Here is a 26726-nt window from a genome sequence, read left to right as displayed (position 1 = left end):
TTCATCACGGTCAAGCTATTCAACGCCCCACAAATGATATAGTATAACATTTTATTCAAGGCGCTCAGCAGCTCGTACGATAAGCCTGCACTAGCGCTTACGTTAATCATCAAGGTGAGGAAACCATGAGAAACCTGTCTGAGAGGTTAGACAAATACGCCATCGGCTTGTCTGCGATGTGCGTCGTTCATTGCTTGTTTGTGCCCCTGCTGGTTGCCTTGCTGCCAGCGTTCGGTGCAACCTTCTTTTCAGATGAGGCATTTCATCGCTGGTTACTTGTTGGCGTGCTGGTGACCAGCAGCAGCGCGTTATTTCTAGGGTGTAAAAAGCACAACCAGTGGCGTATTTTAGGCTACGGCACCGCAGGTATCGGCGTATTATTCTTCGCCGCATTTTTTGCCCATGACTTGATGGCTGAGGAAGGGGAAAAGCTGCTGACGATTTTAGGCAGCGTATTGCTGGTGATCAGCCACTATAGAAACTTCAACCTGTGTCAGACCGGGCGCTGCCACTAACCCCCCTGCATGGCCGCCTTTACAATCAATGTGCGGCCAAGACCTGCGAGACAAGCTCATTCAATTTGCCAGGATCACTACCCGGTCCAACGACCAGTAATTTACTCCCCGTAACCGGCTCGCCTTTAAATGGGCGGATCGACACAGCACCATCCGGACATCGCTCAAAGTAAGTATAATCAGCACTTGTACCAATGCGTGTACAGCCTTTCACGCGCAAAATGGTCTCGGGTATACGCGCGCACAAAGCCCCAATACAGGTTTCATCAGGTAAAGCAGGTAACGCCACAGAGCAGGACGCCCAGTGTGATTTTTGATGCTCAAATGCATCGACATTACCCGACACGGGTGACAGCTCCGGCAGCTGCCAAAGTGCAAGCTCACTGACATCCTGAATTGTCGCGTTTGGGTTCACCTGGTGAAGTTCATCCTTAACAGTCTGTATGCGCGCGTCGGATAAACCAGTGGTATGTGTGAGTACAATGAGCGAAGAGACCTGCACCTGGTTTGCTTCCAGCGCGTTGTGCTCACCACGGCGTTGCCAGTTTTTGGCATCGACCACCGCGATCTGTACCGGGGGTTTGAAGCGTTCGTCCAGCCCCACACCAAGAAACCCCATTAAACGACAGGCATCGGATGTACCATTCGCTTCAATCAAGGTGATCCCTCGCTTGCGCTGTGGAATACGATTAATACTGTCGCGCAGTGCGGTGATGCCACTGCAACAAATACAACTGCCATCGAGCGGCTTTAATGCCCCTTCACTGAGCTGTTCGGCCAGTTGTCTGGCATCCAGCTCGGCGTGCTCATAATCATTCAGGATCACATAGGGGTCCCAGTCGGCTTGCTGAGCCTCAAGCAGCAGACGTTTTAACAGCGTGGTTTTACCCGCGCCCAAAAATCCAACCAGTACAAGGATAGGTTCCATACTTACAGTGCTCTCCAGCCAACTTAAAAACACTCATGACCAGATAGTCATCTGACGATAATCCAGTGTAATCACATAGTAACACACTGTGACTTTACCACTCAGTCAATAAAATCCAGCGTCAGCAACAGACGAGTTTCACCGCTGACGGGCGCTGGCGAACGATGCACCAGGGCTCCATCTTCATTGCCAAGCCAGCCTGACCCTTTCAATAAAGCAACATCACCCGCATTGAGCTGCTGAATGTCGGATTCAGATGTGTAGATTCCGGATTCATGGTCCTTTTTACCTTTGCTACCGGCACCGAGCTTGCTGCGATCAACTGTGTCGTGAGGCAACCACTGAGAGGCCACACCACCCAGCGTACTCACCAGCCGGCAAGGTATGTGATCGACATGGAACTTAGGACACATGGCTTTATTGAGTATCGTGAGCCTGAGTCCGGCGCGCTTTAACTCAAACAAAGTACAAAACATATCCACCAGCATCGCCAGGTGCTCAGTCAGCGCAGGCTTATCAACAAGCAACGCCGAGGCGGCGTGTAATTCGCCTATCGTTTGCTCGGGAGTCGCCGCAATCGACAGCTGCAACTCGCTGGTATTGCTGAGTAAATTTGTTACTTCTGAATTAAGCGTCTGAGTCAGCGTGCATTGCCAGACACTCAGATTAATTTCTTCGCGATAGATATCCGTCAGAACGTTCGGCTCAGGGGATATGGCTGCATACCGATTGGCAGGGATCATTGAATTGTCATTAGTGGCTAAAGCACGGGTCATGGTCTTCTCCTACATCTGCACCGAGTTGTGCGGCATTCACAACAAAAGATACAGTATAACATATCAGAGAATTTCAAACAGAGTAAGGACTGCCCGCAGGCAGCCCTTCAATTGCTGGTTTTATGGTGCAACATTGAGTCCGCGACGCTTAAGCAGCGCTTCGGTGGTTGGTTCTGCACCACGGAACGCTTTATACGACTCCATCAGGTCACGAGAGTTGCCCACTTCGAGAATGTTCTTGCGATAGTGCGTACCAATTTTTCGGTTAAGCCCGCCCTGAGACTGTACATAAGCAAAGGCATCGGCCGCCAGGATCTCACTCCACATGTAGGCATAGTAACCCGCTGAATAGCCGCCACCCATTGAGTGCGCAAAGTAAGCCGATTTGTATCTGGGTGGTACATAGTCGATGTTCACGCCATGCTTGCTCAATGCAGCTTGTTCGAACTCAACCAGATCCTGCAACGGCGTATCCGCTGCCAGTGCATGCCACTCCATATCCAGCAGCGCAGCCGCCACATATTCCAGTGTGTCAAAGCCCATATTGAAACTGCGGCTGGCAACAACCTTTTCTAGCAGTGCCTTTGGAATGGCTGCTCCGGTTTGATAATGCTTAGCGTAGTTCTTAATGACTTCCGGGTGGATAGCCCAGTCTTCTTCGAACGTTGACGGGAATTCAACAAAGTCACGAGACACAGACGTCCCCGACAGCGTCGGATATTTAACCTGAGACAACATACCGTGCAGGCCGTGACCCAGTTCGTGGAACATAGTAGTGGTTTCAGAATAGCTCAGCAGGGTCGGCTGACCTTCAGGGGCTTTTTCAATGTTCATCACATTCACCACCACCGGACGCTCCTGGTCAAGGCCTGATTGCTTCACAAACGAACTCATCCAGGCGCCACCACGCTTGCCTTCACGGGCAAAGTAATCAGCCATAAAAATAGCCAGGCTGGTGCCGTCCGCGTCAAACACTTCATAGGCTTTCACATCCGGGTGATAAACCGGAATATCAGTGCGTGGTTTAAAGGTGACGCCATACAGGCGCTCCATAGTGAAGAACAAGCCGTCTTCCAGCACTCGATCAAACTCAAAATAAGCTTTCACCTCAGACTCGTCCAGATCGAACTTATCCTGACGTACCTGATCGGCATAATACAACCAGTCCCAGGCAGCCAGTTCAAAGTCGCCACCCGTAGCACGAATTTTGTCTTTGATGGCCTGTGCTTCCGCTTCCACGTTTTTCAGCAAAGCAGGCACCATGCTGGCAAACATGTCGTAAACCGCAGTTGGCGTTTTAGCCATTTGTGCATCCAGGCCATAGTGAGCCCAGCTCTGATAACCCAGTAACGCAGCCTTTTTCGCTCTCAGCTGCGCCAGTTGTGCAACAATCTCCCGATTGTTATTCTCACCAGCTAAGCCACGTTCCGCGGAGGCGCGCCATACTTGCTCACGCAACTGACGGTCTTCCAGCTTAGCCAAAATAGGCTGGCGCGTGGTGTTGGTAATTTTGATCAAATACTGACCCGGATGCCCGGCTTGCTCAGCCGCTTGTGCCAGCTGCGCAATATGTGCGTCTGTCAGGCCAGCCAGTTTAGCTTTGTCCTTAACCAGCACCACATTACTCTTAGACATGGCCAGTAAATGCTGCGAGAACTGCGTCGTCAGTGACGACAAAGCCGCGTTAATTTCACGGATCTCTTTTTGTTGCGACTCAGTCAGCTTGGCGCCCGCTCTGACAAATTGTTTGTAATAGACTTCAGTCAGACGCTTTTCTTCTGCACCCAGGTTAAGCACATTAAGCTGACCGTAAACCTCTGCTACCCGCTTATAAAGCGCTTTGTTCAGATAAATATTATCGTAGTGGCCAGCCAGCTTAGGGGCCATTTCAGACTGGATCTCACGACGCTTTGCATTTGAATCGGTATTAGACAGGTTGAAGAATACCCCCTGCGTGCGCTTTAGTAACTCACCACTTCGCTCCAATGCAACAATGGTATTACTAAAACTGGCAGACTCAGTTTGGCTAATGATGGCATTCACTTCAGCCATTTGCTCAGCCATGCCTTGCTCAAAGGCAGGCATAAAGTGCGCATCATCAATGCGGTTAAAGTCGGGTGATTGATATTGCAAGGTGCTTGCTACCAGTAAAGGATTACCCTCAGTTACCGTCGCAGACGCTGCCGTTTTTTGCAAGCCTGACGTACGATCCCCGCCCGTGCAGGCCGTCACAAGTAAGGCAGAGCTCACTGCCAGTGCAAGTAACTTTTTCATCGTCGATTCTCTCATCTGTAAAATAGAGCGGATATGTTATAATATAACAAAACAATCAACAATCTTTGTTGCGCTAAACAGTCCCATATGTGAGTTGGGTACGCAAAGAAAAGCACGCGCACTGTTGATTGGGCCTGCGTCGTGGCCCAAAAGAACAGCCTTAAGTTTTGTTTATCTCTACAATTAATCAGGATACCAATGGCACGCTTAATTAAACACGCCACCTTAGTGAATGAAGGTAAGCTTTACGTTTCTGATCTCAGAATTGAAAACCAGTACATTGCTGAAATTGGCCCGGATTTATCGGCCAGACCCAATGAAACAGTCATCGATGCCCAGGGCATGTGGCTGATGCCCGGCATGATAGATGATCAAGTGCACTTCAGAGAACCCGGCCTGACCCATAAAGGTTCCATTGCCAGTGAATCGGCCGCGGCCGCAGCCGGCGGGATCACCAGCTTTATGGAAATGCCCAATGTCTCACCTTCAACCACGACCCGACAAGCACTCGCAGACAAACAAGCCATTGCACAAAGAGATTCTGTCGCAAACTACGCGTTTTACCTCGGTGCTACGCCAGATAATTTAGATGAGATCAAAGCCGTTGATCCACGTCAGGTGTGTGGCGTGAAAGTCTTTATGGGTGCATCAACCGGCGATTTGCTGGTAGAGCACCCCGCAGCCCTGGAGGCGATTTTCAGAGAATGTCCCACCCTTATCGCCACGCACTGTGAACAAGGTTCAGTGATCCAGCAAAATAATGCGCGCATTGAGCAGCAATATGGAACACCGCAAATCATCCATCACCCGATGATCCGTGATGATGAAGCCTGCTATCAATCCTCTTCTTATGCCGTTGCCCTTGCTAAAAAATATCGTACGCAACTGCATGTCCTGCACTTAACCACGGCAAAAGAATTGAGCTTATTCAGCACTGCGCCTTTGGCCGAAAAGCACATCACAGCCGAAGCCTGCGTTCATCATTTGTGGTTTAACGAACAAGATTATCCGGCCCTGGGCAACCTCATCAAATGTAACCCGGCCATTAAAGCCGAATCGGACCGGCTCGCATTGCTAAAAGCCCTGCATGACGGGCGCATTGATATCATTGCCACCGACCATGCCCCGCACACCTGGCAAGAGAAAAACGTGCCCTATCCGCAAGCACCGGCAGGTCTGCCACTGGTTGAACATGCCTTACTGACCCTCATGGAACAGGTTAAACGTGGTGCAATGACGCTTGAACAGGTGGTTGAGAAAACAGCACATAACGTTGCAACCCGCTTTGCCATCGACAAACGGGGTTTCCTCAGAGAAGGGTATTTTGCCGATTTGGTGCTGGTTGATCCAAATCACGCAACTCACGTACAACACGAGCAAACCCGTTACCTGTGTAAGTGGAGCCCATTTCATGGCACCACTTTCTCTCATCAGATCCGTGCGACCTTCGTTAATGGTGCCATGGTATTTGATGGTGACAAGGTCAATACAGAGCACAATGCCGCGCAGGCGTTACGTTTTAACCGTTAAGTGAGACTCATAAATCATGATGCAACTCCCCGATATTGCGACCCATTTTGAGCCAGACAGCCAGAGCCCGTTGAAGTGGGTTGGGATGGAAAAAATCGCCCTGCCCATGCAGGTTCGCTGCGATCAGACCAGCGTCAACATCAATACTCTGATGGACGTTTTTGTCAGCCTGGACACTGGCGCAAAAGGCATTCATATGTCACGCCTTTACCTGCTTGCCAACGAGGCATTGGTAGGGACTGAACTCACTTTCGCACAGCTCGATAAGGTGCTCAAAGAGATAGTCGCGTCTCAACAGGGTCTCAGCCAGTCTGCCAAGTTGGTGTTGAAGTTTGAGCTGCCACTAAACAGACCGGCTCTGAAAAGCAGCTACAGCGGCTACAATGCCTATCCGATAGAATTGCATTGTGAGCACCTTGCAGGTAAAACCCACTGCAAACTTATCAGTACAATTACCTACAGTAGTACCTGCCCTTGTTCAGCAGCTTTGTCTCGCCAGTTACTGAGCGACACGGTCGAGCAGCAGTTTGCCGAGCAGGACAATATAGACAAAGCGCAGTTACTGGCATGGCTCAAAGGACCACAGGGGTCAGTCGCAACGCCACACAGTCAGCGCTCTTTTGCCTACATTGAAGCCGATCTGGCTGGCGGTCACTTACCCGATCTGGCGCACTGGCTTGCATTGTTTGAGGAAACGCTGGCAACGCCAGTTCAAACGGCGGTTAAGCGGGAAGATGAGCAGGCATTTGCGGCACTGAATGCAAAAAACCTGATGTTTTGTGAAGACGCTGCAAGGCGTATTAAAGCAACACTGGAATCAATCTCAGAAATCACAGACTACCAGTTCAAAGTTGAGCATCAGGAAAGCCTGCATGCGCACAATGCTGTGGTGTACGACCGTAAATCTTAAGGCCATAGCACACCCACGTAACAGGTTACGTGGGTGTTTATCGCTACTGGATGCGGGTAAACGTCATTTCCCAGTTGGTCTCCCAGTGTTCACCACCGTCTTTAGAAAATGCCTGTGCCCAGGTAGGTTGTTCCGGGTTCGTAGCATCCCAAATAAAGCGTACCTTGATAGCCTGACCATGATACTCCTCGTCGGCATAAAAACGCCCGATGCCATCGGTGAACATGCCCACCACCGGCGTATCCAGCATGCCAGGATTACGCCCATCCAGCCACCAGATAGACCACTGACCGGTACTTGCATTGAATGAGCGGATTGCCTTGGCTCTGACAGATCCCTCAGGAAAATGCAGGTGGTTATCTTCTACATTGCCAAATCCGCCGAGTGTGTTGAGTGTTGATGACTCCCCTTTAAACTCGATCCACTCGTCTCCCCCATTCAGTATGTCTTTTAAACGGCGGTGCTGGACTGACCACTGGCCAACCATAAAATCGAAGTCGCCGGGTGCACCAGGTGCATTGCTTTCAAGCATAATAATCCCTTGTTTTATTATCATAATCGAGCGTTACTCTAGCACTCACCCTGTATAAGTAAACAGTACTTTCATGACAAAATTTCGACATTTTCAGACATGGCACAAGTCGGTTTTAGTCCGCTGGATAAGGTCAATAAACGCCCCATAAGCCAAATAAACACTTCGCTTTGACCACTTAGCTCGCATTCCCCTTCACACACGCTCTGTAACAGCATCTGCACATCCATACGCGTTAACGCAGTAAGCGCATTGGCATGAAGGCAATGAATGCGGCAAACAGGTAGCTCAGCCTTTGCCGGTTCATTGGTCGTCACTGCATCTTGCGACAAAGTCAGAATATACCTGCTGTCTGGCGTGCTCAATTCCAGCTGTAACTCAGGGACTTTACCGGACTGCGCTTCTCGCCACCCTTCCAGGTAAGCCGCAAATGAGCACCACCAGTCATTCAGCCGCGTTGTTTCGAGCCACAGTTTTGGTGTTGCCGTCACAGGCCTGGCAAACACCGCTTCCACCTCCTGGACAGCTTCCTGTAATGCCCCCAGCGTCACATCTACATCTTGTTTTGTGTGTGCCGCAGAGCAGATAAACCGCAACCGGCCACGCCCAGTTTCAACAATTGGATAAGTCACCGCTGATGCCTGAATACCTTTTTCATACAGGCGCTGTACAATCGCATACAGTTTGTCTTTGTCAGCAAAATGCGGTGTGACAATCGGGCCGTCTCCACTGCCTAAATCAAAGCCCGCAGCGCTGAATTGGGCTCGCATGTAACGGGCGGTCTCCCATAACTGTTCACGCAACGCATCATCCTGATTAATGCGCTGCAATGCCGTGAGTGCCGCTGCAATGTCAGCCGGACTCACAGATGCCTGAAAAATATAGGCTCTGGCAGACGCCTTGAGTAAATCAACATATTCAGCACGGGCAGCGACCACACCACCCAGACTACCCAGTGACTTACTCAGCGTGGTCATGATGAAGTCAACCTCTTCGCTGACCCCCTGTGCCGCACAGATCCCTGCACCATGCTTTCCATAAAAACCAAAAGAATGGGCTTCATCTACCAGTATCAAAGCCTGATAACGCTTGGCGGTGCGCACAATCTCAGCCACAGGCGCTGCGCCTTCCCCCATGCTGTACACGCCCTCTATAATCACTAACACAGTGCGATAGGGAGAGATTTCGCTCTCCAGAACACAAGCCAGATCATCGACATCGTTGTGCTTAAAGGTGCGCACTTTGGCGCCGCACAAGCGTGCGCCATCGACAATAGAGGCATGACAAAGTTGATCAATCACCACCACATCGTTTTCGCCCAGTAAGCCCGCGACGGCCCCAACATTGGCGGTATACCCGGTGGGAAATAAACAAGCGGCGGGTTTACCCACCAGCGCAGCAAATTGTTGTTCAAATGCCAGATGCAGATCGGTTAACCCGGACGCAGCCGCCGAAGTGCCCATGCCGGTGCCAAATTTGGTAACGGCCTGACGTGCAGCATCGACTACCTCTGCATCCCGGTTCAGGCCAAGGTATAAATTTGTGGTCCAGATAATCGCCTCGCGTGCGTCGCTATGATGCGCATCTGCAACCGTACCACGAGTACCACTTCCTGAGCGCAACACTTTGCTGTAAGGGTTGGCTCGACGCTTGTTGACCAGTTGCGTGGCCGCCTGCACCACATTACTTTTATCGCCAGCCGACCAGGACGGAGCCTTGGCCGCTGCAAATGTCGGATGGCTGGCGCGTAATTGAAATTGCAGTTCAGCCAAAGTGTCACGCAATGATTGCGGAGTCTGTAATACCTCACAGCCATTTAACGCCTTGAGGTGTTGAGCCAGGCGCTGAGGCGTATTAAATTGATAAATTGCCTGCACCGGACAGCGCAATTCAAGCAGGTTGCTCAGACGGTTGCTCAGCTCCAGTGTGGTTAATGAATCCAGACCCGCCTGCTCAAAAGTCTGTGATTGCACAGCATGAGCGCTGTGGCCCAACAGGGAACTCAACTCGTCACAGATCACAGCAATCAGCGCCTGCTCCGAATCGGCAACCGGGCCGGCTCGGAGCGGCTCTGGCTCTGTCGAAAGCTCAGGTAAGCTGTTGCGATCTAACTTGCCATTGGGCAGATACGGCAAAGCCGCCAGAAAACATACGCTGTGGGGCACCATGTGTTTTGGCAAATGCCGCGCCACGAAAGATAAAATCACATCTGGACTTAAAGTTTCTCCCTCCTGGCGCACAATACAAGCCTGTAACCTGGCCTGCACATGTCCCTGCTGCAACACATTCACAGCGGCGTCAGCGATGCCCGGCATGGTGTTCAGAACCGCTTCGATTTCCTCCAGCTCAATGCGAAATCCGCGAATTTTGACCTGCTGATCAACACGGGAGATAAAGCGCAATTCTTTGCTCTCAGTCCACTGACACACATCGCCGGTTTTGTATAAACGCGGCTCCGCTATGCCACTATCCGTGGCTGGTGTGATAAAACGTGTGGCTGTGCGCGAGTCATCAAACAGATACCCGGCAGCCAGCTTGTCCCCCGCCAGATACAACTCACCCGCTTCTCCTTTGGAAACAGGCTGCAACGCCTCATCAAGCACATAAGCACGGGTGTTTGAGACAGGCTGGCCAATGGTGATTTCTGCCATGTCAGGGTGAAGTTGCACGGCCGTCGAAAATACCGTGTCTTCTGTTGGGCCATAGACATTGATAACACGCAGGCTCGGCTGCTGCTCATAGACTTGCTTAACCAATGCGGGTTTGAGTACTTCACCACCAAAAATTAAGCAGCGCAGTGTGTCAGGTAAGGTATAGCCACTGAGCAAGGCCCGCAGGGCTGAGGGCACACCGATGCAGGTTCGAACCCGGCCAGCCCCCGGTAAGTCTGGCAGTGCCAAAATATTTTTCGCCAGGATCACGGTCCCCCCCAACAATAAGGTGCCAATAATCTCCATCACTGAGGGGTCGAAGCACACCGACGTCGCCGCCAGTACACCACTCAGCTCCTCTTCGTTTAACAGCGTGCCCATGGCTTGGGTCATGGCAAGCACGTTACTCTGTGTGACTGCCACACCTTTTGGCTCACCGGTCGTCCCTGAGGTATAAATCACATAAGCGAGGGCCTGCGGCTCCAGTTCAGGAAGTGGTAGAAAGGGCAACTCATCGCCGATGTCAGCAAGCGAAATTTGTCCAGGCATGCTCAGGCATAATTCAGCCGAGGTACTGCTATCAACAATGACTGTGGCCGCTTTACTGTGCGTCAGCATATAGTCAATCCGGGCACGTGGATAACTCGGATCCAACGGCACATAAGCACATCCTGCTCTAAGCACCCCGAGCAAAGTCGCTACCAGCTCCCAACTGCGTTCCATACACACACCAACCAATGAACCGGGCACAATGCCGTTGTTTGTCAGTTGAGCGGCAATCGCCTCTGCACGACGCCACAAAAGCTGATAGCTTATTTCCTGCGTACCATCAATCAGGGCGGTTTGGTTAGGGTGGATTCGTACCCGTTCGGTAAACCTTGCCGCAACATTTTCATTGTTCAAATGCGTGTCTTGCAAGCATGTCGCAACCGCTGGTATTCGCTTGTTCATATCAATTTCCTTTGTTGTTATTGTTAAATACGTTGATGCCATTTAAGACTGCTGGATTGACGCACAAGATCCATGCAGATAGCACCATTCACCATGAAGACTGACATCAGGTTAGCCATCTTTGTTTAAATATTGTCAACACAAAGGTTACATTGATGGGTAGAAAGAAACTAGCGGGCTCTGAAAAGTGGACACTATTTCTAACGGAGATCAAAAAAGGCCTGACTCGATAATGAGCCAGGCCTTGATTACTCAACAGTTAACTATTTTAAGAGCGTATTCGCTTATTCCGCCTCCCGAACCAACAATACATGCGAGTGACGGGTTCTTTTCATGGTGTTCCAATCACCTTCGTGAAAGTATATTCCGAGCACATAGCCATATTTATCCTCTTTTTGACGCGCTCCGGTTGAGCTAAAGACTAAAGTGCTAAAGTCAAAGATTGTCTGGTCCAACGCAGGACCATAACAAGCATATTCGACTATCGAATTCAGCTCTTTGATATTAGGCAATCGCCAGTCCGTATACCCACCCCGCTGCGAGGCTGCCGCATACTCCAGCGCTTCTTTCCAGGTATACTCCCCATGGTCTGGGTCATCACTGGTAGATAAGCATCGATCGCCCCGCCATGTTTCACCAGAAACACATCGCGTCCAGATTAAGCCCGTCCGGTTATCTTTAACCAGGTCGTCATGCATAATCGTAAAATTATAAGATGCCGCGGTTCTTTGCACATCAGGGTCGCACACTTGTGCGAACACCGGCACATGAAGTGCGAGCAGTGCCAGAGATAAATATGGTTGAAGCTTTGTTCGCATAAATTACTCCTTATCTGAGTCAGATACTAATCTGACTCGCCTTTTATCCGATTTCCTAGCATCATACATCAGCGTCCAAGAGTGACAGTATGTAAACATCCAGGCTTTCTTCCCTCGGCTATCGTTATCCCGATATTGTACTTTTGTGTTGGATGACCAGTATCCCTCGTAACCGAAAGTACAGCGTGCCTCAACCACCTTCGTATTCGGGAAATATTTGAAGTCCACGATGTTATCTTCATCGCCAAAATCAACGATAGACTTTAATTCAACTATGGTTGGTAAACGCCAAGTTTTGACGCCACATATGCCAAGCTCATTGATTTTATTGACATAGGAGTGCGTGTCACATACTGATCCAACACACTTGCCACCGTCTATCGTCCCATTTTCTCCACCATTAAGGGTGTCATCGGGTTCAAACCAGGTGTAAGTATTGTCGGTATCCTGCAGCCCCTCGTCCTGAGTTTTCACCTCCCAGACCAGGCCGGTATGATTATCCCTGACACAATGCCACTGATTTGCTGAATCAGGCAGCGCGATGCCTGATGCATCTAACTTGGTAAAGTCGAATCCGCCATTACCCGCCCCCACTTTGCTCAGCTCACCTTTTAGTGCCAGCGCATCCCGACCATAATCGGCATCCTGTCCGTCTGGGATATAATCTCCTTCATCATCAATCGTGAGCGCGCAATCCGCAGAATTGTTGACCGTGTTTTTGACATACTCATCATTGAGCGGATAGTCCGCACAGTTTAATCTGCCAGTGTCATTGAGCGCAATTTTGCTCAGCAGATCCATATTGACCTCCACACTGATTTTTACCTCTTGTGTGGAGAGTCGAGTGGACGTCACGATGATGTAATGGGTTTCGTTCGGAGCGAGGGCATTTAACTGAACCCCTGAGGTGATACCTGATAGCTTTTTACCATTTCGCTTTTGCGCATAGTTATCAGGTGTAATTCCCGGCTCAGTCGCTATATACAGATCAAACACGATCCCGCTGTCAAATATATCAGCCCAGGTCACAGTGAATCCTGTATCTGAACTCTCAACACTTATGCCAGGCGCGACCAATTGTTTTCTGAATATAATAGCGGCCGTACAGCTCTCCTTAACTTCGCCCAGGTTATATTGCTGTGTACCATAGCTTGTATCTTCCAGAGTACCATTACACCCCTCAACGGATCCGACTTCATAGCCACTATCAGGATATAAGTTCAGATTCACATGGGTGTTATGCCATACCTCTGTTGACTTAGGGTAAACTTGACCAAATCCATTGGTGGTGGTCTGGATAAGGTGCATTTTTGCCTTAAACCTTGCTGTAACAGTACAGGACTGGGTAACGGCACCCGTTTCATATTGCCCATCAATATACTGACCGTCACAACCATATACATGATCGACCTCATACCGCTCATCCGGTGTTAAAGTAAACACCGCTTTTTCACCGTGTTCAACCTGCATAGTCGTAGGAGAAATTGCTCCCCCTTCTTGTGCAAAGGCTGTGATGGTGTAGTGCTTACGCTTAAACTGAGCCTGTATCGTACAGTGCGTATTTATGACCCCTGTCGTATAAATGTTGCCATTCAAACTTCCGTTACACCCGGTGACGGTATCAATGTCAAAGCCTGCTTCCGTGCGGAGCGTAAAGCTTGCTGTGTCGCCATGCTGTACGGTTTGCTGTGCAGGTGTGAAGGCACCACCTTCACCGGCATTGGCCACCACAGTGTATTGCTTTAACTCAAAGTTTGCCCTGACCTGACAGTTTTGTTCAATTGCCATTGTTTGGTATTGCTTACCAGTTAAAACGCCACCACAACCTGTAACTGATGACACCTGGTAGCCTTCATCTTCCACAACAGCGAATGCAGCCTGTGCGCCAAACTCAACCTGCTGGCTTGCCGGCGTCAAGTGCCCACCGTCACTATTTGCTGTGGTCACCAAGAAGGTATTCACATCGAAACTTACATTGATCTGACAAGCAGCCGTAATTGCCGCCGTGGTATAGGTATCCCCTACCAGCTGACCGCCACAGCCAGACACCGAGGCCAAACTATGCCCAGTCTCTGCGCTTATCTGGAACTGAGCAACCTGCCCATGTTCAACAACCTGCGAAGCAGGGGTGATAACCCCTCCAGACGTAATTACCGTTGTCACCTCATAGCTTTTGCGACTAAATGTCGCCGAGATTGCACACCCAGCAGTCACTGGTGCTGTAAGATAAAAGTTGCCATTCAGTGTTCCTCCACAGCCAGTGATTTCATCAAGCTGAAACCCTGTCTCAATAGACACGACAACCTGTGCCGACTGACCATGTCTGACCAACTGGCTAGGCGGAGACAATTGACCGCCCTCATTGGAAGTCGTCGTTACGGCATACTGGTTGAGGCTGAAATTCGCAACCACACCACATGCCGCAGTGATAGGCCCCGTTACATAAGTATTCCCCGTCAGCGTTCCCTGACAACCAGTTACAGATCTAACACTGTGCCCTGATTCTGGTTGTAACTCGAAAGTTGCTATTTCACCATGCTTAATCACTTGCTGAGAAGGCGTAATAGCACCACCATCGCTGGCAACACCTGTCACTGAATATGTCTTGTGATTGAAATCAACACTGACCTGACAAGCCGAGGTGATCGGTTGCGTCACGTATTGATTACCCACCAGCTGTCCACCACACCCTGTAATAGTGGCAACCTTAAAACCGACATCGGCTGCCACATCAAACCGGGCAACCTGTCCATGGGTAATACGTTGAGATGCTGGTGTAATCGACCCACCCGCTGACGCAACGGCAGTCACATCATATTGAACCAGGCTAAAGCGTGCTGAAATAGCACATGCTTCTGTGATTGCTGCGGTTTCATATCGGTTCTCATTCAAAGTACCACCGCATCCAGATATCTGATCGAGCTGATAGCCAGTGTCTGTACTCACCGTTACCGATGCACTCTGACCATATTCAACTAGTTGGCTTGCCGGTGACAGTTGGCCACCTTCATTGGATGTAGCCGTCACAGAGTATTGATTGGTATCGAAGCTTGCTATCACTTCACATGCAGCCGTAATGGGCCCAGTGACGTAGGTGCTCCCCTGTAACGTTCCCTGACATCCAGCTACAGAAGCGATACTTTTACCCTCGTCGGGTTGTAATTCAAATTCAGCAATCTCACCATGGGCAACCTCTCGTCGAGGCGGTGTGACGGTACCACCTGTACCAGCAATGGCTGTCACAGAGTAGGTCATTACTTCAAATTCAGCATGTATCGCACACGCTGAGGTCACAGGTCCGGTTACATATAACGTGTCAGTTAATACGCCACCGCACCCGGTCACAGAAGCAATTTTAAACCCTTCATTTGCAGACACAGTTAACTGTGCTGCCTGACCATGTTCAATGCTTTGCCTATTAGGTGAAATTTCCCCACCAGATGATGCAGTCGCCGTTACATCATGCGTTTGCAGACTGAATGTTGCGGCAATGACACAATCATCACTGATAGGTCCCGACTGATATTGATTACCGTTTATCGCCCCGCTACAGCCCGCTATCTCCTCCAATTGATAACCGGTATTCGTCGATACCGTTACTGATGCTGTTTGACCAAACTCAACCAATTGGCTGGCAGGTGACAACTCACCACCTTCATTGAAGGTCGTTGTCACTGAGTATTGATTCACATTAAAGTTAGCGATTACCTCACAGGCAGCTGTCACTGGTCCCGTTACATAGGTGTTGCCGCTCAGTACTCCATGACAGCCAGCAACGGAAACAATACTGTGGCCTTCGGCTGGCAGCAGTTCAAATGTGGCGCTCTGTCCATGCACAACATTTTGCTGTGAGGGTGAAATTGTGCCACCTTGGCTGGCAACGGCCGTCACCGGATACGTCTTGAGCGCAAACTCCGCCTGGACCTGACATGCAGAGGTGATCGGTTGCGTCACGTATTGATTACCCACCAGCTGTCCATCACACCCTGTAATATTTGCAACCTTAAAACCGTCATCGGCTGCCACGTCAAACCGGGCAATCTGTCCGTGTGTAATGCGCTGAGATGCAGGTGTAATCGATCCCCCCGCCGATGCAACGGCAGTCACATCATATTGAACCAGGCTAAAGCGTGCTGAAATTGCACACGATTTTGTGATTGCAGCGGTTTCATACAGGTTTTCATTCAAAGTGCCATCGCACCCAGATATCTGTTCAAGCTGATAGCCAGTGTCTATACTCACCGTTACCGATGCACTCTGACCATATTCAACCAATTGACTGGCCGGTGACAGTTGGCCACCTTCATTAGATGTTGCTGTCACAGAGTATTGATTGGTATCGAAGCTTGCTATCACCTCACATGCAGAAGTAATAGGGCCTGTGACATAGGTGTTCCCCTGTAACGTTCCCTGACACCCAGCTACAGAAGCGATACTTTTACCCTCGTCGGGTTGTAATTCAAATTCAGCAATCTCACCATGGGCAACCTCTCGTCGAGGCGGTGTAACGGTACCACCTGTACCAGCAATGGCTGTCACAGAGTAGGTCATTACTTCAAATTCAGCATGTATCGCACACGCTGAGGTCACAGGTCCGGTTACATATAACGTGTCAGTTAATACGCCACCGCACCCGGTCACAGAAGCAATTTTAAACCCTTCATTTGCAGACACAGTTAACTGTGCTGCCTGACCATGTTCAATGCTTTGCCTATTAGGTGAAATTTCCCCACCAGATGACGCTGTCGCCGTTACATCATGCGTTTGCAGACTGAATGTTGCGGCAATGACACAATCATCACTGATAGGTCCCGACTGATATTGATTACCGTTCAGTGTACCACTACACCCCTCAATGCTATCCAGTTGATAGCCGGTATCCACCGAGACGCTCACGGACGCCGTTTGGCCATAACCGACAAATTGGCTGGCAGGTGACAATTGTCCACCTTCATTGGTTGTCGTGGTTACTGAATACTGGTTTACATCAAAATTGGCTGTTACTTCACAGGCAGCTGTCACTGGTCCCGTTACATAGGTGTTGCCGCTCAGTACTCCCTGACAGCCGGCAACGGAAACAATACTGTGGCCTTCGGCTGGCAGCAGTTCAAATGTGGCGCTCTGTCCATGCACAACATTTTGCTGTGAGGGTGAAATTGTGCCACCTTGGCTGGCCACGGCCGTCACCGGATACGTCTTGAGCGCAAACTCCGCCTGGACCTGACATGCAGAGGCGATCGGTTGCGTCACGTATTGATTACCCACCAGCTGTCCACCACACCCTGTAATAGTGGCAACCTTAAAACCGTCATCGGCTGCCACGTCAAACCGGGCAATCTGTCCGTGTGTAATACGTTGTGATGGTGGTGTAATCGATCCACCCGCTGATGCAACGGCAGTCACATCATATTGAACCAGGCTAAAGCGCGCTGAAATTGCACACGATTTTGTGATTGCTGCGATTTCATACAGGTTTTCATTCAAAGTGCCATCGCACCCAGATATCTGTTCAAGCTGATAGCCAGTGTCTGTACTCACCGTTACCGATGCACTCTGACCATATTCAACTAGTTGGCTTGCCGGTGACAGTTGACCACCTTCATTAGATGTTGCTGTCACCGAGTATTGATTGGTATTGAAGCTTGCTATCACCTCACATTCAGAAGTAATAGGGCCTGTGACATAGATGTTCCCCTGTAATGTACCCTGACACCCGGATACGGAAACGATGTTTTTCCCCTCATCGGGCTGTAATTCAAACTCAGCAGTCTCGCCATGGGTAATCTCTTGCTGAGCTGGCGTTATTACGCCGCCATCACCGGCAACTGCCGTCACCGAATAAGTCATGACTTCAAAATCGGCATGTATCGCACACGACGTTGTCACAGGTTGAGTGGTGTACACGTTGCCCTGTAATACACCACCACATCCGGCCACAGTGGCAATCTTATATCCTTCATTTGCGGTCACTTCAAGCTGAGCTATCTGGCCATACTCAACCTGCTGTACGTGAGGTGCGATCTCTCCACCTGATGCAGCCGTCGCCGTCACCTCAAAAACCTGACGGCGGAATGTGGCGGTGATGGCACAGTCATCACTGATGGATCCTGTCTGATACTGATTACCGTTCAGTGTACCACTGCACCCCTCAATGCTATCCAGTTGATAGCCAGCATCCACCGAGACACTCACGGACGCCGTTTGGCCATACCCAACAAATTGGCTGGCAGGTGACAAGTGACCACCTTCATTCGTTGTCGTGGTTACTGAGTACTGGTTTACATCAAAATTAGCTGTTACTTCACAGGCTGCTGTAATGGGTCCAGTGACGTAAATATTGCCGTTTAACGATCCCTGACAGCCGGTGACAGAGACTATGCTATGCCCAGTTTCTGGCTGTAATTCAAAAGTCGCACTTTGACCATGCTCAATGTTTTGCTGAGCAGGTGTCACAATCCCCCCTTTACTCGCCAGTGCCGTAACGGGATAAACAGCTCGTACAAACTTTGCGCTGACCTGACACGCCTCCGTGATTGGTTTGGTTGTATACAGGTTGCCCTTTAATGAACCTTCACACCCTTCAACAGCATCAATCGAAAAGCCTTCATCTGGTGTTAAAGTAAAGGTTACGCTACCCGCGTATGACACGGTTTGCTGTGCCGGGGTAATTTGCCCCCCTTCAGAAGCCAGTGCTTCGACCGTAAACTGCTGAGCACGAAAGGCGACAGCCACTTCACAATTGGCCTCAATGAGTGCGGTGGTATAAATATTATCTTCAAGTACGCCGTCACATCCTGATACTGAAGCAACCTCCTGCCCAACCCCTGGGGTAAGCGTCATACTTGCAGACTCGCCATATAAGACAAACTGAGAAGCCGGGGAGACCGAGCCACTGCCACTTACTTTGGTCGTTACTGCATAACTATTCAGATCAAAGTTGGCAATGACCTGACATGATTGTGTGATAGGCGCTGTTACAAACTGTCCATCTATTAGCTGACCGCCACACCCCTGGATATCGACCGTGTTGTAACCCGGCGCAATCGCAACCGCAAAAGTTGCTTGCTGACCATGCGCAATACGCTGGCTGGACGGCGATAATACCCCCCCCTCTGACGATACCGCAGTGACCTCATAATGATTCAAGCTAAAGCTTGCATGCACATTACAAGCACTCGTGACTTGACTGACGGTATAGACATCGCCAGACAACACGCCATTACACCCGGTCACCTCAGCGAGACTGTAACCCGTATCTGTGTTGATCTGGAAACTTACCGCTTCTCCATGCGCAACTTGTTGTTGTGCAGGCGAAATACTGCCCCCTTCGCTGGCTGTCGCGGAGATTTCGTATTGCTTAGCTACAAACGAAGCACTCACGTGGCAGCTTTGTGTGATTTCAGCTGTAACGAATCCACTATCCGTTAACACGCCACCACAACCCGACACCGACTCCAGTGCAAAGCCTTCGTTTACGGCTATGTTGAAAGAGACCTGCTGACCATGTGTCGCAACCTGTTCACGGGGTGAAATGCTGCCCCCATCTGTGGCACTGGCCGTTACCTGGTATTGCGCTGCTTTAAAGCTTGCCTGAACATCACACGCCTCAGTGATCGATCCGGTCGTGTATGTATTACCAGACAATGTGCCGCTACATCCGGTAACATTGTCTACTAGGTAGCCCGCTTGTGGCATCAGACTGAAAGAAGCGACATTGCCATGCATTACTTGCTGAGTGACCGGGTCTATTTGACCACCCGCACCGGCAACTGCATTGACCGTGTATTCACGTTGTGAAAATTGTGCACTAACGGTACAGTTTGCTGTCACAGCGCCTGTAGTGTACTGATTGCCAGACAACTGGCCATCACAACCTTCAATGTTAGCAAGGTCGTAACCCGCTTGTGGCGCTACCGTCAGTATCGTTGTGCCATCATAAGCCACCTGCACTGCTTCCGGGCTGATAGAACCGCCACCCGATACTTGTGTAGATACACTGAAATATTGCTGTGAGAACGAGGCTGCCACCTCACAACCAGCAGTCGCACCCGCAGTGGTAAAAATTTGTCCCTGTAAAGTTCCATTACAGCCTGCGATGTTTTCCAGTTTATAGCCGTTTTGTGCTGTTACCGTAAACTGAGCGGATTCACCATGCTGCACAGTCTGCTCGGCAGGTGCGATCGTTCCGCCGTCACCACTACGAGTCGTCATCCGGTATTGCTTCAGCGCAAACTCCACATCTACCTGGCAATCCGCATTAATAACACCTGTGTTGTATGTGTTCCCACTAAGTGTGCCGTCGCACCCAGCGGCTGATGTGATGTGATAACCGGTGCTTGGCGTCAGCACAATGGCGGCCACATCCCCATTGTTCACTTGCGATGAAGTAAAGCTACTGGTGCCCCCTTCTGTAGTGTTAACGGTTACGGTGTGCTGCTTTGGCAATGCAGGACCACCTGGGTCTTGGATAAAACCATTATTCTCCCAGTCGGCATCACCGAGTTGCCCATCAGTTAAGATCAACGTGACGACTTTTCTGTCTTCTGAAATCTGATACAGTTCCTGAGGCAGCTCATACCAAGTGTCTGCAGCTCCGGGCTGTGCCGGACCAAACTTATAGTACTTGATCCCTTCAGGTAGTGGCTTTTCATAGGCAATGTCCAACTCTACGGTTGCGCCCAGCTCTGTGGTTAAGTCGATATCATTTACCAGAAAGGGTAAATCAATATCATTGGGGACTGGCGGTGCCCCATCTTCGCCAGGTTGGATAATCCCTTTACTGGTAGGTGAAATACCCGCATTGCCCTTAACATTCAGCTCAACTTGCTGATCTAATTTATCGTTCTTAAGTGCAAGACTTAGCGGGTGGAACTCCACTTGGATTTCACAGTCTGTTGTGACAGCAGGAATACTATATTTATCGCCCGACAGCGTTCCCCCACAACCATATGCTTTACCGACTTTATAGCCTGTTGCAGCAGATAGTGTTAATGTCTGCTCAGTGCCCCAATCCAGCACTGGAGATTCAGGGTAGATATTTCCTTCACCTGATTTCGAAGTGGTTATTTGAAAAGACTTCAATGCGAAGACAGCTTCTATTTGGCAATCTTTTGCTACCTTGTCTGTCGTGTAGGTATTCTTGTTTAACGTACCACCACATCCAGTCACAGACTCAATCAAGTGACCTTCATTGGCTTTGACTGTAAAAGTTGAACTGTTGCCTGCCGCGATGCTTTTGCTCATCGGCGTAACCTGACCTGAACCAGTTACGTTTACTGAGAGTGATACATTCGTTTGAGTCGTTTTTCCACCTGACGTAGTGGGAGAAGATCCGCCGTTGCCACCACCTTCACCGCCACCACCACATGCACTGAGTAGCAATGTGGAAGACAACACGGCAGGAAGGAGAAACACGGAGGCTGAGCATTTTTCATTCAGCATTTAGCTTCCTTATTATTTCTTTCCGTAGAATATCCAATCGGCGCTAATTTACCTGAATCTAGTGCAAATGTTAATTGAACAACTAAAATTTAATACTGTAAACCATTGTTTAGAAAAAAATTACCCACAATAAAAACAAGGGTTTCGCACTAATATGAATTTTTGCTCTAAACTAGAAAGCGCATCAGTTTCACCGTGTATTACTCATTAAAGGCTATTTATCAAATCGCAGCGGACTTTTGTCTGGTTGTTTTTCGTCACCAGAGGGGTATGGTGGAATGTCAGCTTTAACAGTGAATGGAATGAGGATATGAGTATAGTATTAACCACCCAGTGTCGTGATGATGTGGGATTGATCGCCAAAATAACCGGGCTATGTTTTGAGCATAATCTGAATATCGTCCGGAACAACGAATTTGTAGATAAAGCAGGTGAGCGCTTTTTTATGCGCACAGAACTGACAGGTGATGTCAGTGAGCGATTTTTACCGCAACTACGCAGTGTTCTCCCAGACGGCGCCCAAGTGCATTTACACGGTAGTGAAAAAACCAAAGTGGTCCTACTTGCCACCAAAGAAGCGCACTGCCTGGGCGGTATGCTGCTAAAACAATACGAAAATGCCTTTAACGTTGAGATCCAGGCGGTGATCGCCAACTATGATACGCTTAAGCCACTGGTAGAAGGTTTTGGCGTGCCCTTTCACCTGGTCTCTCATCAGGGACTAACGCGGGAACAACATGACGATGCCATGGCCAAAGTCATTGAGCACTATCAACCCGACTTTATCGGCCTGGCTAAATATATGCGCGTCCTTAGCCCTGAATTCGTTGCACGCTTTAGCAATCAAATCATTAATATTCACCACTCTTTTTTACCTGCGTTTATTGGCGCAAAACCGTATCATCAGGCCTTTGAGCGAGGGGTAAAAATCATTGGTGCAACGGCACATTTCGTCAATGATGAGTTGGACGAAGGTCCAATCATTATGCAGGATATCACCCAGGTGAGTCATGCCGACAGCGCAGAGGCCATGGCGAAAATGGGCCGGGATATTGAGAAAGTGGTATTCTGCAAAGCCATTGGGCTGGCTGCGGAACATAAGCTGTTTATCAACGGCAATAAAACCGTTGTATTTGCCTGACACACAACACAACGCCAGCATCCTGGGCTGGCGTTTGGTACGCTCCAGGCTAGCCGCTAGCTCGAACTTTCAACCGGTTCCAGTTGCAACTTAGCCGCAATTAACACCGCCTGTGTCCGATTGTAGACACCCAGTTTACGGAATATCGCGGTAATATGCGCCTTGACCGTCGCTTCTGAAATATTCAGTTCATAGGCGATTTGCTTGTTGAGTAAGCCTTCGTGCAGATATTGCAGGACCTTGTACTGCTGCGGTGTCAAAGAGGCAATTTGCTGTGCCAGCTGTTTGTCTTCTCCGTCAAGTTCGGCAATCTGATCTTTCAGACTGGCAGGCAACCAGACATCTCCTTCGAGCACCTGATTCAGTGCCTCAACAATCTCTTGTGATGACGACGCCTTGGGAATAAAGCCCATGGCACCATAGCCCATCACTTTGGAGATCACGGTCAGATCTTCACTGCCCGACACCACCACAATAGGCAAACTCGGGTAATCTTCACGGATCCTGATCAGGCCATACAAATCGCCATTGCCTGGCATATGTAAATCCAACAACAGCAGATCCAGCTCGTCCTGTTCGGATAATTGTTGCAAGGTTTGCTCGAAGTTTTCAGATTCGAAAATCTCTAACCCGTCAAACTGATTCTGCAGTGCCCCCTTTAATGCTTCGCGAAACAGAGGGTGATCGTCCGCAATTAAAAACTGGTTCATGCTTGGCTCCTAAAAAATCGGCTGTCATTTCGACAGCCGATATAGTAGGTCAATATTTTGTCATAATTCAAGCGATTAACGCTCAATTAACGGTTTAGTCTGTTTTCGATCAATTCATCGACCACACTCGGGTCGGCCAAAGTCGAAGTATCACCCAATTGTTGATATTCATTGGCAGCAATCTTACGCAGAATACGACGCATGATCTTACCAGAACGCGTTTTAGGCAAACCCGGTGACCATTGGATCATATCTGGTGATGCAATCGGGCTGAGCTCTTTACGCACCCAGTTACGTACTTCCTTGGTCAACTCGTCTGTGACAGCAACCCCTTCGTTTGGCGTCACGTACACATAAATCCCCTGGCCCTTAATGTCATGGGGATAACCCACAACTGCCGCTTCTGCGACTGCTTCGTGTGCAACCAGGGCACTTTCAATCTCAGCGGTGCCCAGACGGTGACCCGACACATTGAGTACATCATCCACACGACCGGTGATCCAGTAATAGCCATCTTCATCGCGACGACAGCCATCGCCTGTGAAATACACACCCGGGTAGGCCGAGAAGTAAGTTTGTTCGAAACGTTCATGATCACCATACACAGTACGTGCCTGCGAAGGCCAGCTGTCCAGGATCACCAGGTTCCCTTCCGTCGCACCTTGCAGTGTGTTGCCTTCTGCATCGAACAAAGCTGGCGCAATACCAAAGAATGGACGGGTCGCCGAACCCGGTTTCATATCCGTGGCGCCTGGCAGCGGCGTGATCATGATGCCACCGGTTTCAGTCTGCCACCAGGTATCCACGATAGGACACTGGCTGTTACCAATCTTCTCGTAGTACCAACTCCAGGCTTCCGGGTTAATTGGCTCACCCACAGATCCCATAATACGCAAACTGGTGCGTTTTGAGCTGGCAATTGGCTCATCGCCTTTCGCCATTAAGGCACGGATAGCAGTCGGTGCCGTATACAGGATGGTGACATTGTGCTTATCCACAACTTCACCAATACGTCCTGAACTTGGATAAGTCGGGACACCTTCAAAAATCACCTGAGTGCAGCCATTTACTAGCGGGCCATAAGCCATATAGCTGTGGCCGGTGATCCAACCTACATCGGCAGTACACCAGTAAACATCGTCGGCTTTAACATCAAACACATACTCGTGTGTCATGGATGAATAAACCAGATAACCACCCGTCGTATGCACTACCCCTTTTGGCTGGCCGGTTGAACCAGAGGTATAAAGGATAAACAAAGGATCTTCCGCGTTCATTGGCTCTGGCTCACACTCACTGGCGACATCAGCCACCAACTCATGCCACCAGACATCGTGCGCTTGCCATTCCACTTCACCACCGGTGAGCTGATGCACAACCACATGTTCAATACTAACACCGTCCTGACTGACCGCTTCGTCTACATTCGCCTTAAGCGGCACACAATTGCCACCACGACGGCCTTCATCTGACGTGATCACCACTTTTGCACCCGAATCTTTGATCCGATCTGCAATCGCCGAAGGTGAGAAGCCACCGAACACAACCGAATGAATAGCACCGATACGGGCACATGCCTGCATGGCGTAAATTGCCTGTGGCGTCATGGGCATATAGATGGCAACACGGTCGCCTTTTTGTACACCCAACTTCTTCAGGCCATTGGCCAGTTTTGCCACTTCGTCGTGCAGTTGCTGGAAGGTGATGTGCTCACTTTGCGTTGGGTCATCGCCTTCCCAGATCAGTGCGACTTTGTCGGCATTGTCTTTCAAATGACGGTCAATACAGTTGTAGGAAGCATTCAGCACGCCATCCTCATACCATTTGATACTGATATGGCCTTTGTCGAACGACGTATTCTTTACTTTGCTGTAAGGGGTAAACCAGTCAAGGCGCTTACCATGCTCCGCCCAAAACGCCTGAGGATCGTCAATGGATTCTTGGTATAGCTTTGTATATTGATCGTTATCTACCAGCGCTGCGTTCCTGATGGCTTCAGGAACCGGATAAATGCTCTGTGACATAGTCATCTCCATGTTGATTTTTGGCCAGACGGCGATGCACCAAGGATCGCCCACTCTTTTTATATTAAGTATTAGACCTTAGTTGTACTTGCACCTGTATTGCAAACATAGTAGACAAACCGGGCACTTCTGCAGATGTACGACAGGCGCAAGATATACAATGCAGAGTCGTTTTCCGCTGGCATCCCACCTTAGTCGTATAGACCAAAGGTTAATTGAGTAAAAAGCCGTCATCAACAACATTGAAGAACACGAAGCACATTCGCTGACCTCACCCCGGATTTGTCTGCGCAATCCGGAGCAATGTATACAGGAATTCAACTATGACAACAGCAAAGAAAAATAACTTAACGCTTAGTGCCCTGGCCGTGCAAACCGCGTTACTTGGCGGCCTGCTCACAGCCAGTGCCAATGCGGCTGAGCTGGGCAGTACTGAAGTAAAATATGGTGGATACATTAAGCTGGATGCTATCTGGAGTGACTTTTCCGATGGCAGTTTAGGCTCACAGCATATTGGCCGGGATTTCTATGTGCCTGGTACCACCCCTGTTAGTGGCGGCGAACCGAAAGATGCGGTATTTGATATGCATGCCCGTCAGTCGCGCTTCAACCTGTCTACAGATACAAAACTAGATGATGGCAGCAGTATTAAAACTAAAATTGAGCTGGATTTTATCGCCTCAACCGGCGGCAACGAACGAGTGACTAACTCTTACTCACCGCGGATCCGCCAGGCTTATGTAACCTATAAAGGCTGGTTGTTTGGCCAGGCCTGGTCTAACTTCCAAAATGTTAGCGCCCTGCCGGAAACCCTGGACTTTGTCGGCCCGGCTGATGGCACCGTGTTCGTTCGCCAGGCCATGGCCAAGTACACTATTGGCAACTGGTCTTTTTCTGCGGAAAACCCGGAAAGTACCATTACCTCTGAAGGTGGCGCCCGGGTGGTGACCGACGACGCCAGTATGCCTGATTTTACCGCGCGATATACCTATAAAGCAGACTGGGGACATCTGGTGGTTGCCGCCTTAGGTCGCGAGCTGACCTACAAAGTCGCCACGGCTGATGAAAGTGAGACCTCGTTCGGGATCAGCGCGTCTGGTCGTGTCAACTTTGGTAAGAACAACCTTAAATTTATGCTGACACAAGGCCAGGGCCTGGGTCGTTATGTGGGCCTCAATGCAGCGCATGGTGCAGTCTATGATGGCAAAGACCTGCATGCGATTGATTCGACCTCCGGATTTATCGCCTACCAGCATTACTGGAACCCACAGTGGCGTTCAACCTTCCTGTATTCTTTCTTGTCTGCGGATAATGACAAAGATCTGCTTGGTATCACCATAGAACCCACAGAGTCGACCACCAGCTATAGTGCGAATATTCTCTACTCACCAGTTAAAAAGCTGACCTTTGGCGCAGAATATAAAGTCGCGACACGTGAAACTGAAAGTGGCGCAGAAGGCGATCTGGACCGCCTCCAGTTCTCCGTAAAGTATGTTTTTTAGAACTCCCGCAACAAAAAGCCCGC

14 protein-coding genes are annotated in these 26726 nt (G+C 49.8%); 5 read left to right on the top strand and 9 right to left on the bottom strand.

Going from position 1 to position 26726, the window contains the following annotated elements; genetic code table 11:
* The first annotated feature begins 125 nt into the window (after positions 1-125).
* The gene (locus QNM19_RS12095; RefSeq protein ID WP_049865893.1) at positions 126-515 is read left to right on the top strand and encodes a MerC domain-containing protein; all 390 of its coding nucleotides are present in this window, start codon (positions 126-128) and stop codon (positions 513-515) included.
* A 25-nt stretch (positions 516-540) separates the two neighbouring features.
* Here QNM19_RS12095 and QNM19_RS12090 read toward each other — a convergent pair whose 3' ends face one another.
* The 3 genes from QNM19_RS12090 to QNM19_RS12080 all read right to left on the bottom strand — a co-directional run bounded on the left by QNM19_RS12090 (position 541) and on the right by QNM19_RS12080 (position 4493).
* On the bottom strand, positions 541-1443 hold the full coding sequence (locus QNM19_RS12090) for a GTP-binding protein (RefSeq protein ID WP_049865892.1): 903 nt from the start codon (positions 1441-1443) through the stop codon (positions 541-543).
* A 101-nt stretch (positions 1444-1544) separates the two neighbouring features.
* Complete coding sequence (locus tag QNM19_RS12085) at positions 1545-2219, bottom strand: DUF1826 domain-containing protein (RefSeq protein WP_049865891.1); 675 nt, start codon at positions 2217-2219, stop codon at positions 1545-1547.
* Positions 2220-2339: 120 nt separating this feature from the next.
* Positions 2340-4493, bottom strand: coding sequence for a M3 family metallopeptidase (locus QNM19_RS12080; protein ID WP_284026741.1), 2154 nt, complete (start codon positions 4491-4493; stop codon positions 2340-2342).
* 198 nt (positions 4494-4691) lie between these two features.
* On the opposite strand from QNM19_RS12080, the gene QNM19_RS12075 reads away from it, so the two are divergent.
* Together QNM19_RS12075 and folE2 are read left to right on the top strand one after the other, a co-directional pair.
* Positions 4692-6023, top strand: coding sequence for a dihydroorotase (locus tag QNM19_RS12075; protein WP_049863680.1), 1332 nt, complete (start codon positions 4692-4694; stop codon positions 6021-6023).
* Positions 6024-6039: 16 nt separating this feature from the next.
* A complete protein-coding gene (gene folE2, locus QNM19_RS12070) occupies positions 6040-6933 on the top strand; it encodes a GTP cyclohydrolase FolE2 (protein WP_049863679.1) in 894 nt (297 codons plus the stop codon).
* 43 nt (positions 6934-6976) lie between these two features.
* Here the strand turns inward: folE2 and QNM19_RS12065 are convergent, their stop codons facing one another.
* The 4 genes from QNM19_RS12065 to QNM19_RS12050 form a co-directional block, all read right to left on the bottom strand.
* Positions 6977-7465, bottom strand: coding sequence for a DUF1579 domain-containing protein (locus QNM19_RS12065; protein WP_082225368.1), 489 nt, complete (start codon positions 7463-7465; stop codon positions 6977-6979).
* Between the two features lie 71 nt (positions 7466-7536).
* Complete coding sequence (locus QNM19_RS12060) at positions 7537-11067, bottom strand: amino acid adenylation domain-containing protein (protein ID WP_284026740.1); 3531 nt, start codon at positions 11065-11067, stop codon at positions 7537-7539.
* A gap of 284 nt (positions 11068-11351) precedes the next feature.
* Complete coding sequence (locus QNM19_RS12055) at positions 11352-11885, bottom strand: Lcl C-terminal domain-containing protein (RefSeq protein WP_049863677.1); 534 nt, start codon at positions 11883-11885, stop codon at positions 11352-11354.
* 3 nt (positions 11886-11888) lie between these two features.
* Positions 11889-21326, bottom strand: a complete 9438-nt coding sequence (locus tag QNM19_RS12050; RefSeq protein ID WP_284026739.1) for an Lcl C-terminal domain-containing protein — start codon at positions 21324-21326, stop codon at positions 11889-11891.
* Between the two features lie 310 nt (positions 21327-21636).
* Here QNM19_RS12050 and purU point away from each other — a divergent pair, with 310 nt between their 5' ends.
* Positions 21637-22467: a formyltetrahydrofolate deformylase gene (gene purU, locus QNM19_RS12045; RefSeq protein ID WP_049866063.1), complete on the top strand. Its 831-nt coding sequence runs from the start codon at positions 21637-21639 to the stop codon at positions 22465-22467.
* A gap of 56 nt (positions 22468-22523) precedes the next feature.
* Here the strand turns inward: purU and QNM19_RS12040 are convergent, their stop codons facing one another.
* Positions 22524-23177 carry a response regulator transcription factor gene (locus tag QNM19_RS12040; RefSeq protein WP_049866062.1) on the bottom strand — a complete coding sequence of 218 codons (654 nt, stop codon included), beginning with the start codon at positions 23175-23177 and terminating at the stop codon, positions 22524-22526.
* Positions 23178-23263: 86 nt separating this feature from the next.
* On the bottom strand, positions 23264-25201 hold the full coding sequence (acs, locus tag QNM19_RS12035) for an acetate--CoA ligase (RefSeq protein ID WP_058797189.1): 1938 nt from the start codon (positions 25199-25201) through the stop codon (positions 23264-23266).
* 323 nt (positions 25202-25524) lie between these two features.
* Here acs and QNM19_RS12030 point away from each other — a divergent pair, with 323 nt between their 5' ends.
* The gene (locus QNM19_RS12030; RefSeq protein ID WP_284026738.1) at positions 25525-26703 is read left to right on the top strand and encodes a DcaP family trimeric outer membrane transporter; all 1179 of its coding nucleotides are present in this window, start codon (positions 25525-25527) and stop codon (positions 26701-26703) included.
* The last annotated feature ends 23 nt before the right edge of the window (positions 26704-26726 follow it).

The organism is Pseudoalteromonas ardens (assembly GCF_030125445.1).
In the GTDB taxonomy this organism is placed as follows: domain Bacteria; phylum Pseudomonadota; class Gammaproteobacteria; order Enterobacterales; family Alteromonadaceae; genus Pseudoalteromonas; species Pseudoalteromonas ardens.
This window is presented reverse-complemented; position numbering and strand designations above follow the sequence as displayed.

Excerpts from the sequence above, each read along its gene's own strand:
- QNM19_RS12095 (WP_049865893.1), top strand. The coding sequence starts at position 126 with ATGAGAAACCTGTCTGAGAGGTTAGACAAATACGCCATCGGCTTGTCT.
- QNM19_RS12090 (WP_049865892.1), bottom strand. The coding sequence starts at position 1,443 with ATGGAACCTATCCTTGTACTGGTTGGATTTTTGGGCGCGGGTAAAACC.
- QNM19_RS12085 (WP_049865891.1), bottom strand. The coding sequence starts at position 2,219 with ATGACCCGTGCTTTAGCCACTAATGACAATTCAATGATCCCTGCCAAT.
- QNM19_RS12080 (WP_284026741.1), bottom strand. The coding sequence starts at position 4,493 with ATGAAAAAGTTACTTGCACTGGCAGTGAGCTCTGCCTTACTTGTGACG.
- QNM19_RS12075 (WP_049863680.1), top strand. The coding sequence starts at position 4,692 with ATGGCACGCTTAATTAAACACGCCACCTTAGTGAATGAAGGTAAGCTT.
- folE2 (WP_049863679.1), top strand. The coding sequence starts at position 6,040 with ATGATGCAACTCCCCGATATTGCGACCCATTTTGAGCCAGACAGCCAG.
- QNM19_RS12065 (WP_082225368.1), bottom strand. The coding sequence starts at position 7,465 with ATGCTTGAAAGCAATGCACCTGGTGCACCCGGCGACTTCGATTTTATG.
- QNM19_RS12060 (WP_284026740.1), bottom strand. The coding sequence starts at position 11,067 with ATGAACAAGCGAATACCAGCGGTTGCGACATGCTTGCAAGACACGCAT.
- QNM19_RS12055 (WP_049863677.1), bottom strand. The coding sequence starts at position 11,885 with ATGCGAACAAAGCTTCAACCATATTTATCTCTGGCACTGCTCGCACTT.
- QNM19_RS12050 (WP_284026739.1), bottom strand. The coding sequence starts at position 21,326 with ATGCTGAATGAAAAATGCTCAGCCTCCGTGTTTCTCCTTCCTGCCGTG.
- purU (WP_049866063.1), top strand. The coding sequence starts at position 21,637 with ATGAGTATAGTATTAACCACCCAGTGTCGTGATGATGTGGGATTGATC.
- QNM19_RS12040 (WP_049866062.1), bottom strand. The coding sequence starts at position 23,177 with ATGAACCAGTTTTTAATTGCGGACGATCACCCTCTGTTTCGCGAAGCA.
- acs (WP_058797189.1), bottom strand. The coding sequence starts at position 25,201 with ATGTCACAGAGCATTTATCCGGTTCCTGAAGCCATCAGGAACGCAGCG.
- QNM19_RS12030 (WP_284026738.1), top strand. The coding sequence starts at position 25,525 with ATGACAACAGCAAAGAAAAATAACTTAACGCTTAGTGCCCTGGCCGTG.